Source organism: Bacillus sp. NPDC057893, assembly GCF_042796455.1.
Taxonomy (GTDB): domain Bacteria; phylum Bacillota; class Bacilli; order Bacillales; family Bacillaceae_G; genus Bacillus_A.
The window spans coordinates 77,089-94,065 of the sequence record NZ_JBHVNG010000007.1; the positions used below are offsets into that span (position 1 = coordinate 77,089).

Consider the following 16,977-nt stretch of genomic DNA (forward strand, 5'->3'; position numbering starts at 1 on the left):
CTCATTCTATATAACGAATGAGCGATATACTTTGTGACACTGCAGAATTCTTTAATAGATAAAATCGAATAACAGAATAAAGAAAAGCCCAATTTCTCTATTTTAACTGAGAAATTGGGCTATTTAATATTAGTATTTTCCTAACTTTCCCCCTAAGAAAACTCCTCTTACACCTTTTCGCTATGTATTATTTTCTCTATTGCTTCTTTTAATAAATTCTTTGTCTCTTCAAAGTTATGATTCTGCTTTTCTCCCGGTTGTACGGTATAAAATTCAGCAAACGAACGCTCTTTAAATCTCGGTACAACATGCATGTGATAATGCGTTAACTCGTTAAAGATTCCACCATTTTGACAAATTGTAACTCCGTCTGGTTTATACAGTAATTTAATAGCCTTTGAAATAAGCTTAGAAGCATCCATAATCGCTTTTGCTACACAATCATCTAATTCATCCACTTCTACAACGTGCTGCTTTGGAACAATTAAAGTATGTCCCGCATAGAAAGGTGCATGATCTAAAAAACAAGTTACATAATCGTCTTCATATATTTTATATATAAGCTCTTCTTCATTTGCTAATTTACAACCTAAACATTTCATAATACTTCCCCCTCTGTAAAAAACATAAAAACGTGAGCGCCCTATTCTCACGTTTTTACATTTCACTTCATTAATTCAATTGTTTCTGTAACTTTTATACTATCCTTTACAGATTGAACAATTGTGCAATTTTTCACCGCAAGTTGCAGTGCCTTGTCTAATTGCTCTTCTGTAATGTTTTGCGCTTTAATTTTATAGTGCAAATGAACACTTTCAACTGGTTTTGATAGAGCTTCACTTCTACCAATTTCAGTTTCAATTGTAAACGTATCGTATGTAATACGTTTCTTTTCTAAAATCGTTCGAAAGACAATTGCACTACATCCTGCGATAGAAGAGATTAGTAATTGTAACGGTGAATATCCGTTTTCTTTTCCAATCGCTAATTGACCATACGATAAATCTGCTTCTATATCATCGTGTTTGATTGTTAGTTTCATTTGTTTTTTCCATCTCCACTTTCATCGGTTTCTTCCGTTTCTTACTCATATAATAATATATGTAGCAGAAAATGATAAATGGAATACCACAATATAACGCCATTCTTTGTTCTGGAATAAACGCTAAACTAATAACAACGATACTATTTGTAATTAAAGCTAAAATTGGAACAAGCGGGTATAGTGGTGTTCTATACTTTAAGTCCTCTAATTTTCCTCCACCTTTTAAATACTGACTTCTAAAGCGAAGTTGTGATAAAGCAATAATGATCCAACTTGAAACAGCAGATAAACCAGCTATAGATAATAAGTACATATATACTGTATCTTCTGCAAGGAAGCTTGTTAATAAGGATAACGCCGCAACAGCAATCGTTACGACTAGCGCTGTAATTGGAATACCACGTTTATTTACCTTCTTGAAAGAAGTTGGTGCCATTCCTTCATTTGCCAGTGACCATAGTATACGCGTTGCTGCATATAATCCTGAGTTCGCTACAGATAATAAAGCGGTAATAATAACAAAGTTCATAATATCAGCTGCATATGGAATACCGATTTTATCAAATACAACTACGAATGGACTTTCAATTATCCCTGCTTCTTTCCAAGAAATTAACCCTACTAAAATTGTCATTGTTAAAATGAAGAATAACATAATGCGCCATACTGTATTACGAATTGCGCGTGGAATTGTTTTTTCAGGATTCTGACTCTCTCCTGCTGCAATCCCGATTAACTCTGTTCCTTGGAAGGAAAAGTTAACTGTAATCATCGTAAGAAGCACTGCAGCTAGTCCATTTGGGAATAGCCCACCATCACTTACAAAGTTAGAGAAAAGAGGCGCTGCTTCTTTTCCATCGTATGGTAAAAATCCTAGTAATGCGCTACCACCAAGTAGAATGAATGCAATAATTGTAATTACTTTAATACTAGAGAACCAAAACTCTAATTCAGCATAACTCTTCGCTGATATTGCATTTGAAGCATATAAAATAACCCCGAATACGAGACACCATACCCAAACATCCACATTCGGAAACCATCTTTTCATCATTAAACCGATCGATGTTAATTCTAATCCTACTGTTACTGCCCATCCAATCCAGTATAGCCAGCCGATCATAAATCCAGTTCCTGGTCCGATAAACTTCGTCGCATACTTTTGGAAAGATCCTGAAACTGGCATTGCTACCGTTAGCTCTCCAAGACAAAGCATTGTTAAATACATAATAAATCCGCCCACTAAATATGAAAGGATGGCTCCCCCTGGTCCAGCCTGATTAATGGTATAACCTGAACCTAGAAAAAAACCAGTTCCGATTACACCACCTAGTGCGATCATAAATAAATGTCTACTCTTCATCGTACGATGTAATTGCTCATTCGTTGTTTGCTGCATCTTAATCCTCCCCTACAAGTACCCCTATATCTTGTTAAAATTTTCTGATAATAAAAATATACACGAAAGCGGTTACAATTTCTATATAAAATTAAAACTTTTCTGATAAAATAATATAAAAATCCAATTATTAATAGTTTACGATGCTAATTTGAGGTAAAAAAGGATTTATAAGGAAAAACTCTTACATTTTTTTGTAAGAGTTAACGTAATTCTAATCTTCTAGATAAAATTGATAAACCATAGTTTACAACGAAATACATACAAGCTACTAGTATAAATGTCGGAATCATATAATTTACATTCTGCCCGCTAATAATTTGAGCATTATGCATAAGCTCTGGCAATGATATAACAACTGCGAGCGATGTATCTTTTAGCAATGAAATAAACTGACTAACAAGCGGGGGGACCATTCTTCTTAATGCTTGCGGCAAAATAATATGCCAAAGCGCTTGCGCATACGTTAATCCAGAAGACCTTGCAGCCTCAATCTGCCCTTTTTCGATAGATAATAGACCGCTTCGAACAATTTCAGATATCATTGCCGCTTCAAATATTGTTAAAGCAACAATTGCAGCTGTTATAATTTCTAACTTCAATCCCGCTTCCGGAAGTGCAAAATACGTAAAAAATATAATTAAAAGTAACGGTAAATTTCGAATCACTTCCACGATAAAGCCTAATATTTGTGAGACGACAGGTATTTTCGTATAGCGCAATATTCCTATTACACTACCAATAATAAAGCTAAGTACAATTGCTACGAGCGCTACCTCTAACGTTATGAGTAATCCTTTTAATAAAAAGAGGACATGATCACCTGTTATCGCTCCTTTAAAATCCATTTATACCGCCTCCTTTGCCAAGCGTTTTTCTAAATAACGCACTAGCATACTGAGCGGAATTGTTAATATTAAATAAAACATCCCGACAAATATATAAACATCGAACGTAACAAATGTCTTCGTTGAAATTAAGTCTCCTTGATACATTAAATCAGTACCAGCAATAATTCCGAGTATTGATGAGTTTTTAACTAAATTGAGAAATTGGTTTCCTAAAGGGGGGATTACAATTTTCATAGCTTGGGGTAAGACGATATAATACATTCCCTGCACATACGTTAATCCTGAAGAACGCGCAGCCTCCATTTGCCCTTTTGCAACTGATAAAATGCCAGCGCGAATTACTTCCGCAATAAACGCTGCTGTATAAACTGTTAGTGCAACTGTCCCTGCTACAAAACCGTTGAAAGTAATTCCTATTACAGGCAAAGCAAAATAGAAAATGAATGCAATTAATACGAGTGGAATATTTCTTACAAACTCCACAAAAGCGGATCCCACCCAATTTAAAATACGAATCGGTGCAATACGCATTACCGCCAAAATTACCCCTAAAATAAAACTACCTATTAACGCAATTACACTAGACATAACCGTATATTTAAACCCTTCTAAGTACATATCAATGTTATTCGTTAATATAGAAAAATCAGGCACATATTCTCCCCTCTTTCTTTACAAGAAGAGGATGAGTACTCTCATCCTCTCACTCTTACTATTTATCACGAGAAATAAAGTTTCACTTTACTTCTCTTGTTTTTGACCGATCCATTTTTCATATAATTTGTCGTACTCTCCACTCGTCTTCATATCTTTTAGTAAGTTATTAATCTCTTTCGTTAAATCATCTGCACCTTTTTGCACTGCAATTCCATACGGTTCATCCGTAAAAATTTTCCCTACAACTTCATAATTAGCATCTTGTTTTGCCATTCCATAAAGAATCGCATTATCTGTCGTTAAAACATCGCCTTTACCTGCTTTTAACGCTGTAAATGCCTCACTATAATTCTCAAACTCTAATACTGTTGCTTCTGGTGATTTTTGACGGATGTTATTTGTAGACGTTGAGCCTTTTACAGCCAATGCTTTAACGCCTTGTTTCACATCATCAATATTTTTAATATTGCTTCCTTTTTTCACAAGTAACGATTGACCCGCTTTGAAATATACATCTGAAAAATCCACTTCTTTTTTACGCTCTTCCGTAATTGTCATTGTCGCAATAATGGCATCAATATCACCATTTTTCAGCATTGGAATACGTGTTTTAGACGTTACTTCTTTCAGCTCTAGTTTCTTTTCATCACCAAGAATTTTTTTCGCAAGCGCCTTCGCGATATCAATATCGAATCCTTCTACCTGCCCTGTTGAAGGATTTTTCAATCCAAATAAATTCGTATCATTCTTCACCCCGACTACTAATTTCCCGCGCTTCTTAATTTGTTCAACAACTCCGCCTTGTTTCGTATTTGTTTCTTTCGCCTCGTCTTTTTTACCCCCGCATCCAGCAACAATAAGTACGAATAAACATGAGAATACGATTAGTGTAAACAGCTTTTTCATTTTAATCATGAAATTCCTCCTTTAATGATTTAACACTCGGCTTAAAAATAGACGAGCTCTTTCTTGTTCAGGATTTGCAAAAAATTGTACTGGTGTTGTATCTTCGATAATTTGACCGTCATCCATAAATAAAATCCTATCTGCTACCTCACGTGCAAATCCCATCTCGTGTGTAACGACAACCATCGTCATGCCTTCTTTAGCCAGCGCTTTCATAACATCAAGCACTTCCCCAATCATCTCTGGATCAAGAGCAGACGTAGGCTCATCAAATAGCATAATTTCCGGTTGCATCGCGAGCCCTCTAGCAATCGCCACCCTTTGCTGTTGTCCACCAGATAGTTGATGTGGATATACACCTGCCTTCTCCGGGATTCCCACTTTCTCTAAATAAAACATCGCTGTTTGCTCCGCTTTTTCTTTGGAAACTTTATTTACTTTAATAGGTGCTAGTGTAATATTTTGAAGCACTGTTTTATGCGGGTATAAATAAAAGTGTTGAAAGACCATCCCAATATTTCGGCGCAATTCATTCATATTTGTTTTTGCATTGTGTACTTCCGTATTTTGTACAATTAATTCACCATCGGTAATTGCCTCCAATTGATTTATACACCGCAGCAACGTGCTTTTTCCTGATCCCGAAGGGCCAACAACTACTACCACTTCACCTTTTTTCACTTGTACATTAATATTTTTCAAAACTTGAAAGTTACCGTAATATTTATTAACTTTACGAAACTCAATCAACATACTCCCCCCTTCCCCTAACAAAGCATGTACATTCTTTTTATATTCAAAAATAGGCAAAAAAATAACTTTTAGCTTCATTTTGTCCATAAAAAAAGCAAAGGGATTTCCCTTTGCTCTCTCATTCCTATTCTATTAAGATACTTCTTCTTTTTTATCTTTCCCGTATTCATGCTCCCAGAAATCAGCATTTTTAATTCCTAATGACTGCGGATCGAATACTGGATCTTTTCCTTCTTTTTTCTGCTTTTCATAATCCTTTAATGCGATCAATGCCGGTTTTTGTAATAATAGAATCGCAATAATGTTAACCCATGCCATAATTCCTACACCAATATCTCCTAACGCCCATGCTGTTGCTGCTGTTTTTACACAACCGTAGAATACAACTCCTAAGAATACAAACTTTAGTACGATAGACATCCAAGGGCGGTCTTTATCACGGTTTAAGTAAGCTATATTCGTTTCTGCAATGTAGTAATAAGCCATAATTGTTGTAAATGCGAAGAATAGTAGAGAGATTGCGACGAAACCGTTTCCAAATCCAGGGAAAACAGATTCTACCGCTGCCTGTGTATAACCAGGACCTGGCTGTGCACCATTTAATTTATTGACGATAAAGTTTTTTCCGCTTGCATCAAATACGTTATACATGCCTGTAATAATCATCATAAATGCTGTTGCTGAACAAACAAATAATGTATCAATGTAAACGGAAAATGCTTGTACTAACCCTTGTTTAGCTGGATGCGATACTTCAGCAGCTGCCGCTGCATGAGCCCCAGTTCCTTGCCCTGCTTCATTTGAATAAATACCACGTTTTACACCCCAAGAAATTGCTAAACCAATAATCCCGCCAAAAGCTGCTTCTAATGCAAATGCACTTTTTAAAATTAACATGAAAGCGTCTGGTAATTTTTCAATATTCATAGCTACAATTACACAAGCTACTAAAATATAACCAAGCGCCATAAACGGCACTACAACTTGCGCTACGTTAACAATTCGCTTAACTCCACCAAATATAATAAGTGCTAATGCCGCTACTAATACCGCTCCTGATACGGAAGTATTAATACCAAAAGCTGTTTCTAAACTTACAGCAATACTATTCGCTTGAACACCTGGAAGCAGCATCCCCGTCGCAAGAATTGTCGCTGCAACGAACACTAATGCGTACCATTTAACACCTAGTCCTTTTTCAATGTAATAAGCAGGTCCACCGCGGAATTGCCCTTGATGCTTCGTCTTATATATTTGTGCAAGCGTCGATTCTACATATGCAGAACCAGCTCCTAGAAAGGCTACCGCCCACATCCAAAATACAGCCCCTGGACCACCAAAGGCAACAGCCGTTGCAACACCGGCAATATTTCCCGTTCCAACGCGCCCTGATAACGAAAGTGCTAACGCTTGGAATGAAGAAACACCCGCATCAGACTTTTCCCCTTGAAATGTAAGCTTCACCATTTCTCCTACATGTCTTACTTGTAAAAACCTCGTTCGAATGGAAAAATATAAGCCTACTCCTAAACATAAATAGACAAGTGCGGGACTCCAAACAATATTATTTATCCAACTTACGATAGCTTCCAACTTTCCCCCTCCTTCTTTATAAAGAATATTCAGAATATATATAAAATTATAAGTGTATACCGAATCTATAACAATATTATTTTAATAAAATAAACATATTTTTGTATAAAAAAACAAAGTATACATTTATTTTGTATACTTTGTCTCGATATGGATGTATTATATATTCACAATTACTTCCTTCTTTATAATTCTTTCATAGAGTTGTTCTGCTAATTCTCGAAAATGATCTGGCATATCTTTCCCTTTAAACTTCTTTTGAAGCGTACCGTATAAACCAATATCACGTAGACGTAAAAATAACGGTAACGATTCATACCAACTATCCGCCAGTCTGTGCTCATATTCATAACCTTTTCGTAACACTTGTAACTGTTTACAAGCAAATTCTGTCTTCTCTTCTGTAGTCCACGATGTAAATAGAACAGAGTAATAGAGAACCATTGCTAAATCATGTATAAAGTAATTATAAGCTGCATCATCAAAATCAAAGATTGTTAGCTCTTTGCCGTCATAATGAAAGTTACCTGGATGAATATCACCATGCATAAGACCGAATGTCTCTCTTTCAATTGGAAGAGCCTTTATTTCATCCATTAATACAGTAGCAATCTCTTTCACTTTCTCATCTTCTAATTCATTAACAATTGCACTCTCATCCTCTTCCCACGTATCACGGTAGTCAGTTTTAGGATAATCCATTGTAAGGCGATGCAGTTGTCCAATCGCTTTTCCCCACGCTTCAAAGTAAGTATCTCCCCAATAAGGCGATTCTTCTCCTTTTACTTGCTCACCTTTTGCGTATGTAAATAAGGAAGCGAAAAAGAAAGTCCCATCCTCTGCTACAATTTCTTCTACAAGATTTTGAGATGTTGAGTAAAGTGGTCCCGCTACCTTTGCCCCGTTCTCCGCAACATATCGTAAAAAATCTAGTTCAGCTTCTACCTCTTTTTTAGAACGATGAGAAGAATGCGTTAAACGTAATACGTAATCCCCATCATTTTTATCCTTCGCCTTAAAAATGTAATTTTCAAAATCTCCAAGTGGCTTTTCTCCCACTTTTACATGAAACCCCTTTGCTGCTCTTGTTAAGATCTCTTTTGTAAAAACTCGTTCTACAGCTATTTCCATATGTATCCCTCCTATATATCTTCTTAATTCGACATAAATGTAAGAAGTACTGCTATGAAATTGAATAACGCGTGGGCAACCATAGCTGATAAAATAGAATTTGTTTTCTCATATAGCCATGCGAATACTACGCCGCTTAAAAAATTCACCGGTAATGTGTTATATGTTGGGATATGAACAACAGTAAATATTATTGAACTTATAAGCATACCGCCCCATATACCATATCTATCACGAAAAAACGTATAAAAAACACCTCTATATAAAATCTCTTCATAGATTGGTGATATAACCGCCGCTCCAATTACCGCGATACAGAACGAATATATTGATTTATCCTTTTGGACCGTCTCCGTTTTACTATTTTCAAAAGAAATCCCCAGTTTCTCCATTATCATTAATACTCCAATGCTAACTACAATCAAAGAAATAACCGCTACAAATGTCCACAATAAATCTTTCCATGAAAGCTTCCGAATTCCAATATCTTTCCACGACAATTTATATCTTTTTATGCAAAAAAGATAAACTACAAAGGTAAATATCACTGCCATTATAAGTCCCATTAATACTCCAGCATATAATGAGTTCCCTATTATTTTTAAAGCATAATCATAAAAAAGAGATTCAACCATTATTGGTACAATCAGAAATACAAAAAAAAATAAATATAAAATTTCTTTCCATCCCCACATATATTTTAAAGTCATATATACCATCCCCTACTTCGCATTTTCTTTAGTATAGAAGATGACGTAACGTAACTTTCAAGCTAATTTCTTAAAAAGAATACAAGCATAATTTTTTCATAAAAAGCAAAAATTAACAGTGATAATTTAATTCTAAAAGGGTGGGCCTTATGACAGAGCAAAGCAATAACCAACAAAAAAATAAAACGAAGCATATGTTTCCATCACTTTCGGAAAATGTTAATTACATCGAAAATAAGCTCTACCATTCTGATGATATAAAAAAATTAGATGTCCCATTTCAAAACGGAAAAGGAACAATCTTATATATCGAATCTTTAGCAGACCCAAATTTAATTCACCAATTAGCTCTTGAACCACTATTAACTCGATCTGATTTGTCTTTAGAAAAAGCTTTTTCTACATTGAATATGAAAAAAGAAACAAATTTAAATTATGGTGTGCAACTTTTATTACAAGGTAAATCTTTATATTTCCATGAGTATGTCGAGAGCTTTTGTATTTTTGAAACGGCTTTATCTTTAAAAAGAGATATCACAGAGCCTGATAATGAAGGGGTTGTACGTGGACCACATTCTGGTTTTGTTGAAGATTTAGTTACGAATTTAGCTTCCGTACGGAAACTAATTAAGAGTCCAAATTTAGTCGTTAAATATTTTATCCTTGGTGAAGAGATGCACACAAAAGTAGCAATTGTTTATATGCAAAATATAGCTAATGATGATCTCGTCACAGAAGTAAAAAGAAGATTAGAAACGATTAAGACCGATGCACTAATGCCACCAGGTTACATACAAGAATTTATAGAAGACACTTCTTTCTCACCATTTCCGCAACAATTAAATACAGAGCGTCCCGACCGAACTGCGGCTAATTTAATGGAGGGGCGAGTTGCTATTTTATCTGACGGAGACCCAACAGCTCTTATCGTTCCTGTTACGTTATTCGCTTTTTATCAATCACCTGATGACTATAATAATCGCTGGATTGTCGGTTCTTTCGTGCGAATGATTCGCTTAGTAAGTTTTTTAATTGCCTTTCTCTTACCAGCTATATATATCGCAACTGTCGCTTTTCATCCTGATGTGTTGCCACTCGAACTCGTTTATACGATTAAAGCTTCATTAGAAAAAGTGCCACTTCCTCCTATTTTTGAAGCTCTCTTAATGGAATTGATCTTCGAATTATTGCGCGAAGCTGGTATTCGTCTGCCGAGCCGCGTTGGACAAACAATCGGTATTGTAGGCGGTTTAGTAATTGGGGATGCAATTGTAAAAGCTGGACTCGTTTCTTACACAATGATTATCGTTGTAGCTTTAACTGCAATTGCATCTTTTCTTGTTCCATCAAACGATATGAGTTCAGCAGTTCGGATTCTTCGTTTTCCGTTAATGATCCTTGCTGCTATATTCGGGTACGTAGGAATATCATTCGGTCTAATTATAACTTTCGTTCATTTATGCCAGCTACATTCATTTCATACACCATATCTTTCTCCTCTTGCACCAATGCGGATAAAAGATATGAAAGATTCTTTTGTAAGACTACCAATTTGGTCGTTTTGGGAACGACCACATGATCCAAAACCTAAAAAAATGCAACGACAACATGTAACGAGAGAGGATGAGAACGGTGACAAACACGCAAAGTAAAATTTCACTAGTTCAATTTACCTTTTTCGTTATTCAATGCCAAATCGGTGTTGGTATACTTTCTCTACCAAACCGTCTTCACCCAATAGCGAAAGGTGGTGGATGGATTTCTGTTCTCATCGCTGGTTTTGCAATTCAACTTATTATTTTACTTATGTGGCTTCTCTTAAAACGATTTCCTGATGCAGATATGTATGAAAGTGTTTGTATGCTATTTGGTAATAAACTTGGAAAACTATTAGGTTTTGCTTATGTTTTTTATTTTACCCTTATCGGTATGACGGTTATGTTAAATGCTTGTAATGTCATTAAAGTATGGATATTACAAGCAACTCCTTGGTATGCCATTCTCATACTATTTACAATAGCTTGTTGTTATGTAGCTTATAATACGTTTAAAGTCATCGTACGGTTTTACGTCATGGCTTCTATTCTCATTTTACCAATGGCTTTTTTAATTGCCCTAGGGCTTACACGAGCTGATTTTTCTTATATTTTCCCCATTACAGAGGCTGGATGGTGGAACATTATTCAAGCATCAAAAGAAACAATTACAGCCATGTATGGTTTTGAAATTATTCTTATCGCTTTCCCAAAAGTAAACGGGAGTTCTGTGGCAAAACTGAAGGCAATTTCTATCGCTAATGGATTTGTAACTCTTTTTTATGCCTTTACTGTTTGGATTTGCTTTATCGTATTTAGTCCAAAACAAGTTGAACTAATTCCAGAGCCAGTTGCTTACTTACTACGCTCCTTGCATATCGGGATTATAGACCGGACTGATTTACTATTCATACCAATATGGATGATAACAGTTGTGGCTTCTATTGCTAGTTATTATTGTGCTGCTTCAATCGGAATTGGACATATATTCAATCTTTCTAATCATAAAAAAGCTGTTCCAATCGTTGGTATTATTGCTTTTAGTGTAGCCTTATTTATAGATACACCTGAAGAATTAAAAGTAATTGCAACTTTCACTGATAAGTTCACCTATATTTTCATAGTTGTCCTCCCTCTTTTATTTCTACTTTATTCAGTAATAAGAAATAAGAAAGGAGAACAGTATGTTCAAAAAAAGAATTAAATTACTTTTTGTATTATGTGCTAGTTCATTCCTTTCTGGCTGTTGGGATCAAGAACCATTAAGAGAGGCAAGGTTAGCTTATAGTATTGGATATGATATTACAGAAGAAAATAAACTTCAGCAAACGATTGAGCTCGTAAAAAGTTCAAGTGGAGAACAATCTTCATTCGAGAATGAAGTACATTCAGCAACCGGACATAACATAAGAGATACAAGCGATGCACTGAAAAAAAATGTAACTGGGAATATCCGTTACTTTAAATACGGTGTTCAATTATTAGGAACAAAAATCCAACAAAAAGGTATACTACCCTATTTAGATGTCAGCTTTCGAGACCCAACAAACCCAACTGCTTTAGTGAAGCTTATTTCAGTAGATGGTGACACATCCGAGATACTCGAAAAAAAGAAAGTAGGGAATTTACTGATTGGAGATTTTCTAAAGAAAAAAGTGAAAAGCTTAGAAGATATGAGTGTGTTTCCAAAAGAAACTTTAGAAACAGCTGCTACAAAAATGTTAGATCCGGGTAAAGATTTCACTCTCCCTTCTATAAAAATAAAAGGAAAAGAAGTTATTACAGACGGGTTAGCTTTATTTAATAAAGACAAATTAACTGGACATTTACCCCTGAAACAAGCTGTTTTATTCGTGTTATTAACCGGAAAAATGGGAACAAGTGCCCGTATAACCCAAAAACTTACTAGTGATGAATCAGAGAAGACATCTGATTATTTAACAATGGAAGTGAGCAATCAGAAATTAAAACGAGACTTAAAAATAACAACAGATAAAAAAGGAAATGTTTATGCTCACATTAAGCTCCAACTAAAAATTATAGCGCTTGAAGCTCCAAGGGATAATCTTTATAAAATGGGTGAAAGAGAAAAGCTAAATGGAGAATTATCGAAACAACTTACGAAAGAAGCTAAACAAATAACGAAAAAGCTACAAAAAGCAAATTGTGATGCTTTCGGTATCGGAAGACACCTTATCGCTTATCATCCTGATTTATGGAAGAAAAAAAATTGGAATAAAGATTATGCAAAAGTGAAATTTAAGCCCGAAGTAGAAGTAAGCATTTTATATAGTGGTGTCTTAAAATAAAAGGTTGTATGCCACTTAGGCATACAACCTTTTATTTCGTATATCGATATACAATTGATTCATATGGTCTTAAATTAAGATTTGTAATATCCTTGCTTGAATCTTTATAATTTGACAATAATACTTCTTGTTTCATTCCATCTAATTGAACATTACCTGGTACAGAATATGTTATTTCTTCTCCATAGAAGTTATTTATAACAAGTAGTACTTCATTCTTTACAGTACGAGTATATGCCCAAATCTTAGAATGATTTTCATCTAAAATAGCATATTCCCCTTCTGTAATTGCATCATAAGTTTTTCTAAGTTCAATTAACTTTTTATAATGATAAAATACAGATTCTTTCTCTTCTAACGCTTTTTCTACATTAATTTCTTTATAACTATCAGCCACTGAAATCCAAGGTGTATTTGTTGTAAAACCACTGTTCACCCCTTCATTCCACTGCATTGGAGTACGGGAATTGTCACGAGATTTTTGTTTTAAAATCCCTATAATCTCTTCTTTTGATAATCCTTCTTCTAGCTTTATATCATATATATTTAACGATTCCACATCACGATATTGCTTGATGGACTCGAATTTAGGATTCGTCATACCGATTTCTTCCCCTTGATAAATGTAAGGTGTTCCTTGCAACATATGCATAGCTGTCGCTAACATTTTAGCAGATTCATTTCGGTACTTACCATCATCACCAAAGCGTGACACAATGCGAGGCTGGTCATGATTACACCAAAATAACGCATTCCATCCCTCGCCCTTTTGCATTTCAATTTGCCAATTAGACATAATTTCTTTTAATTTAATAAAATCAAAATCAGCTTTCGTCCACTTATCACCATTGGGATAATCCACTTTTAAATGATGGAAACTAAACGTCATACTTAGTTCATTACGCTCTGGGCTTGAATATTTAATACAATTATCAATTGTCGTAGATGACATTTCTCCAACTGTAATTACATCTTTCCCTTCAAAAACATTTCGGTTCATCTCTTGTAAATATTCATGGACGCGTGGACCATCCGTATAATATTTACGCCCATCACTTGTAGCCGCGGTGTCTTCATCACTTAAAAATCTTTGATCTTTTGAAATTAAATTAATAACATCAAGGCGGAATCCTTTTACACCTTTCTCCAACCAAAAGCGCATCATATCGTACACTTCTTCACGAAGCTTTTCATTTTCCCAGTTTAAATCAGCTTGTGTCTCATCAAATAGATGTAAAAAATATTGCTTAGTTTTTTCATCGTACTTCCAAGCTGATCCACCAAACTTAGACTGCCAATTATTTTTTTCATCACGCCAAATATAGTAATTGCGATACGGACTATTCTTATCTTCTTTTGCTTCTTTAAACCACTTATGCTCGGTCGAACTATGGTTTACAACGATATCGAGCATAATTTCAATGTCACGTTCTTTCGCTTTTTCTAGAAGCTCTTCAAACTCTTCCATCGTTCCGTAAGATGGATCAATACTGTAATAATCACTTACATCGTACCCATTATCATTTTGTGGTGATTGGTATATCGGTGTTAACCAAATATAATCTACTCCGAGTTCTTTTAAATAATCTAGTTTCTCTGTAACCCCTTTTATATCACCGGTTTCTTTATTGTAATAACTATTAAAGCTCTTCGGATAAATTTGATAGACTACACTTTTATGCCAATCCTTCATGTTTAACTTCCTCCTACTTCTGTTTTACTCGTTTTGCAAATAACCATGTTAACGTAAATGGAATTACGACTGCTATCATCATTCCTATAATAAACATTGGAATCGATTTCGGAATGATAGAAATAAATGCTGGTAGTCCGCCAATTCCGATAGCCGGGGCTAATACGCCATTTAATGTAATGAATATCGCCGCAATAGCAGATCCAATAATTGCTGCATAGAACGGGAATTTATTTCGTAAGTTAACACCAAACATCGCCGGCTCTGTAATACCGAAGTACGCGGAAATTGCTGATGTCGATGCCATACTTTTATCATTTTGATTTTTAGAAATCCAGAACATTGCAAGTGCCGCACTACCTTGCGCAATGTTAGAAAGAGCAATCATCGGCCAAATAAATGTACCGCCGTGTTGTGCAATTAATTGTAAATCAATTGCAATAAACATATGATGCATACCTGTAATTACAAGCGGTGCATAAAGTGCCCCAAACAATACTGCTCCAACTACTGGTACTGTTTCATATACTCCTACTAATCCAGCTGTTAATAAATCTCCAATATGACGTGTAACTGGACCGATAATCCCTAATGCTAATACACCTGTTACAACGATTGTTGTAATTGGTACAACTAATAATTGAATTGCATTTGGTACATGTTTCTTTAAGAAGATTTCAACTTTACTTAATACGAATGCTGCTACTAAAACGGGTAAAATTTGTCCTTGATATCCTACCTTTTCAATTTGGAACAATCCTAAAATATTGAAGTACTCAATCTTTTGTCCCTCTAAACCAGTCGCTGCTTTTCCATAATCCCAGGCGTTTAATAAGGCCGGATGCACAAGCATTAAGCCCATAACAATACCTAGTATTGGACTACCACCAAAACGCTTCGTTGCCGACCAACCGACAAGTGCTGGTAAGAATACGAACGCTGTATTGGCCATCATATTAATTAAATCCCAAAGCCCGCCTAAATTCGGATAAACATCTAATAAATTTTTACCATCAAAAAATAAGTCCTTTGCCCCTAATAAATTGTTAATCCCCATTAGTAAACCAGCTGTTACGATCGCTGGTAATATCGGCATAAATACATCTGAAAATACTTTTACAAACTTTTGAGCCGGATTCAACTTTTGGTTTCCAGAATCTTTCACGTCAGCTACTGTCGATTCCTCCATACCTGCAAGCGTTATCAATTCAGCGTATACTCGATCGACATCACCTGGACCAATTACAACTTGAAATACCCCAGCATTATGAAACGCTCCCTTTACTAATGAAACAGACTGCAATTTATCATTATCTATTTTACTTTCATCTTTTAAAGCGATACGGAGCCTCGTTACACAGTGCGCAGCTTGTTCAATATTGTCTTTCCCACCAATATACTGCAACACTTCTTCTGCTGTCTTACGATAGTCTTTCCCCATATTCCCATCCCTCTTTTCTGTTTTTGATACCGTTTACACTTACATATTAACTCGTATATATAAGTTAGTCAACACTCGTATATACGAGTTAATGATTTTTTTATAAAAAAAAGATGAAACGTTATTTCGTTTCACCTCTTTACTTTCTTCGCGCCACATCCGAAAAGTGAAAAATATCTAAACGGTGACGTGATTCCGTATATTCGAACTGACTCCCATCGTATAAATGAGTAAAGTTTTTTACAACGACAACATAGTCTGTGCCATTTAAATCCAAATACTTTCGGTCATCATCTATACATGGTTGTACTTCAATTACCCGCTGTGAATAGCTAATATGTAGCCCTAATTCTTTCTCAATGTATTTATAAATCGATGCAGTTGCAATTTCTCTCGTTAATCCTGGAATATATTCCGATACAAAATGGTTTATATCTAAAATTACTTTTTCTCCATCAATATTTCGTACACGTTTAATATGATCTATTTCCGTTTTTTCTTTCACGTTTAATAACTTTGCTACATCTTTCGTCGCTTTCATTTTCTCTATTTCCACGACTTCTGTAATACAGTAACGTCCTAAACGTTCATTTTCTTCTTGAAAACTTACAATACCACCAAAGTTAAATTCAATGTTTTTACGCTTTAATACAAAAACACCTTTTCCGTGTATTTTTTGAACATATCCACGCTCTTGCAATAAATCTACCGCTTTTCTTACAGTACCTCGGCTTGCCTCATACTGCTTCATTAATTCTGTTTCTGATGGGATTTTGCATCCCTCTTTTAATTGTTTATTATCAATAGACTTACTGATTTCTGTATAAATTTGTTCATACTTACTCATCATCTACAATAGCCCCTTGTCACCTTCTAATTCTATATGTATTATACCACGCTACACTCTTCTGCCAATCTCTCACTTATTTTCCAGTACAAGAAAAATATAGGTAA

The 16,977-nt window shown here is 35.2% G+C and carries 16 protein-coding genes; 3 read left to right on the forward strand and 13 right to left on the reverse strand.

Annotated features, from left to right (window positions below):
• Positions 1–167 precede the first annotated feature (167 nt).
• The 10 genes from ACFVQC_RS23900 to ACFVQC_RS23945 form a co-directional block, all read right to left on the reverse strand.
• On the reverse strand, positions 168–602 hold the full coding sequence (locus ACFVQC_RS23900; RefSeq protein WP_377890096.1) for an HIT family protein: 435 nt from the start codon (positions 600–602) through the stop codon (positions 168–170).
• 62 nt (positions 603–664) lie between these two features.
• A complete protein-coding gene (locus ACFVQC_RS23905; protein WP_128282810.1) occupies positions 665–1,042 on the reverse strand; it encodes an OsmC family protein in 378 nt (125 codons plus the stop codon).
• A complete protein-coding gene (locus ACFVQC_RS23910; protein ID WP_002204459.1) occupies positions 1,017–2,444 on the reverse strand; it encodes an amino acid permease in 1,428 nt (475 codons plus the stop codon). The genes ACFVQC_RS23905 and ACFVQC_RS23910 overlap by 26 nt, the downstream gene beginning before the upstream one ends.
• A gap of 203 nt (positions 2,445–2,647) precedes the next feature.
• Positions 2,648–3,292 (reverse strand): amino acid ABC transporter permease, encoded by a 645-nt coding sequence (locus ACFVQC_RS23915; protein ID WP_377890100.1) that lies wholly within the window; start codon positions 3,290–3,292, stop codon positions 2,648–2,650.
• Positions 3,293–3,949 carry an amino acid ABC transporter permease gene (locus ACFVQC_RS23920; RefSeq protein ID WP_002204461.1) on the reverse strand — a complete coding sequence of 219 codons (657 nt, stop codon included), beginning with the start codon at positions 3,947–3,949 and terminating at the stop codon, positions 3,293–3,295.
• An 87-nt stretch (positions 3,950–4,036) separates the two neighbouring features.
• Positions 4,037–4,867, reverse strand: a complete 831-nt coding sequence (locus tag ACFVQC_RS23925) for a transporter substrate-binding domain-containing protein (protein ID WP_377890103.1) — start codon at positions 4,865–4,867, stop codon at positions 4,037–4,039.
• A gap of 12 nt (positions 4,868–4,879) precedes the next feature.
• Positions 4,880–5,698: an amino acid ABC transporter ATP-binding protein gene (locus ACFVQC_RS23930; protein ID WP_377890105.1), complete on the reverse strand. Its 819-nt coding sequence runs from the start codon at positions 5,696–5,698 to the stop codon at positions 4,880–4,882.
• A gap of 45 nt (positions 5,699–5,743) precedes the next feature.
• Positions 5,744–7,204: an alanine/glycine:cation symporter family protein gene (locus ACFVQC_RS23935; RefSeq protein ID WP_377890107.1), complete on the reverse strand. Its 1,461-nt coding sequence runs from the start codon at positions 7,202–7,204 to the stop codon at positions 5,744–5,746.
• A gap of 159 nt (positions 7,205–7,363) precedes the next feature.
• Entirely contained in the window at positions 7,364–8,335 is a 972-nt protein-coding gene (locus ACFVQC_RS23940) for a phosphotransferase enzyme family protein (RefSeq protein WP_377890109.1), read from the reverse strand.
• Positions 8,336–8,358: 23 nt separating this feature from the next.
• A complete protein-coding gene (locus ACFVQC_RS23945; protein WP_377890111.1) occupies positions 8,359–9,045 on the reverse strand; it encodes a CPBP family intramembrane glutamic endopeptidase in 687 nt (228 codons plus the stop codon).
• 149 nt (positions 9,046–9,194) lie between these two features.
• On the opposite strand from ACFVQC_RS23945, the gene gerKA reads away from it, so the two are divergent.
• Genes gerKA through ACFVQC_RS23960 form a run of 3 tightly spaced genes read left to right on the forward strand, consistent with a single transcriptional unit; the run spans position 9,195 to position 12,889 of the window.
• The gene (gene gerKA / locus ACFVQC_RS23950) at positions 9,195–10,697 is read left to right on the forward strand and encodes a spore germination protein GerKA (RefSeq protein WP_377899434.1); all 1,503 of its coding nucleotides are present in this window, start codon (positions 9,195–9,197) and stop codon (positions 10,695–10,697) included.
• Complete coding sequence (locus ACFVQC_RS23955; protein ID WP_377890115.1) at positions 10,678–11,784, forward strand: GerAB/ArcD/ProY family transporter; 1,107 nt, start codon at positions 10,678–10,680, stop codon at positions 11,782–11,784. The genes gerKA and ACFVQC_RS23955 overlap by 20 nt, the downstream gene beginning before the upstream one ends.
• On the forward strand, positions 11,765–12,889 hold the full coding sequence (locus ACFVQC_RS23960; protein WP_377890117.1) for a Ger(x)C family spore germination protein: 1,125 nt from the start codon (positions 11,765–11,767) through the stop codon (positions 12,887–12,889). Before ACFVQC_RS23955 ends, ACFVQC_RS23960 begins: the two co-directional genes overlap by 20 nt.
• A 31-nt stretch (positions 12,890–12,920) precedes the next feature.
• Here the strand turns inward: ACFVQC_RS23960 and treC are convergent, their stop codons facing one another.
• The 3 genes from treC to treR form a co-directional block, all read right to left on the reverse strand.
• On the reverse strand, positions 12,921–14,582 hold the full coding sequence (gene treC, locus ACFVQC_RS23965) for an alpha,alpha-phosphotrehalase (RefSeq protein WP_377890119.1): 1,662 nt from the start codon (positions 14,580–14,582) through the stop codon (positions 12,921–12,923).
• A gap of 13 nt (positions 14,583–14,595) precedes the next feature.
• Positions 14,596–16,023 (reverse strand): PTS system trehalose-specific EIIBC component, encoded by a 1,428-nt coding sequence (gene treP, locus ACFVQC_RS23970; RefSeq protein ID WP_219917117.1) that lies wholly within the window; start codon positions 16,021–16,023, stop codon positions 14,596–14,598.
• 139 nt (positions 16,024–16,162) lie between these two features.
• The gene (gene treR, locus ACFVQC_RS23975) at positions 16,163–16,873 is read right to left on the reverse strand and encodes a trehalose operon repressor (RefSeq protein WP_377890121.1); all 711 of its coding nucleotides are present in this window, start codon (positions 16,871–16,873) and stop codon (positions 16,163–16,165) included.
• Between the last annotated feature and the right edge of the window lie 104 nt (positions 16,874–16,977).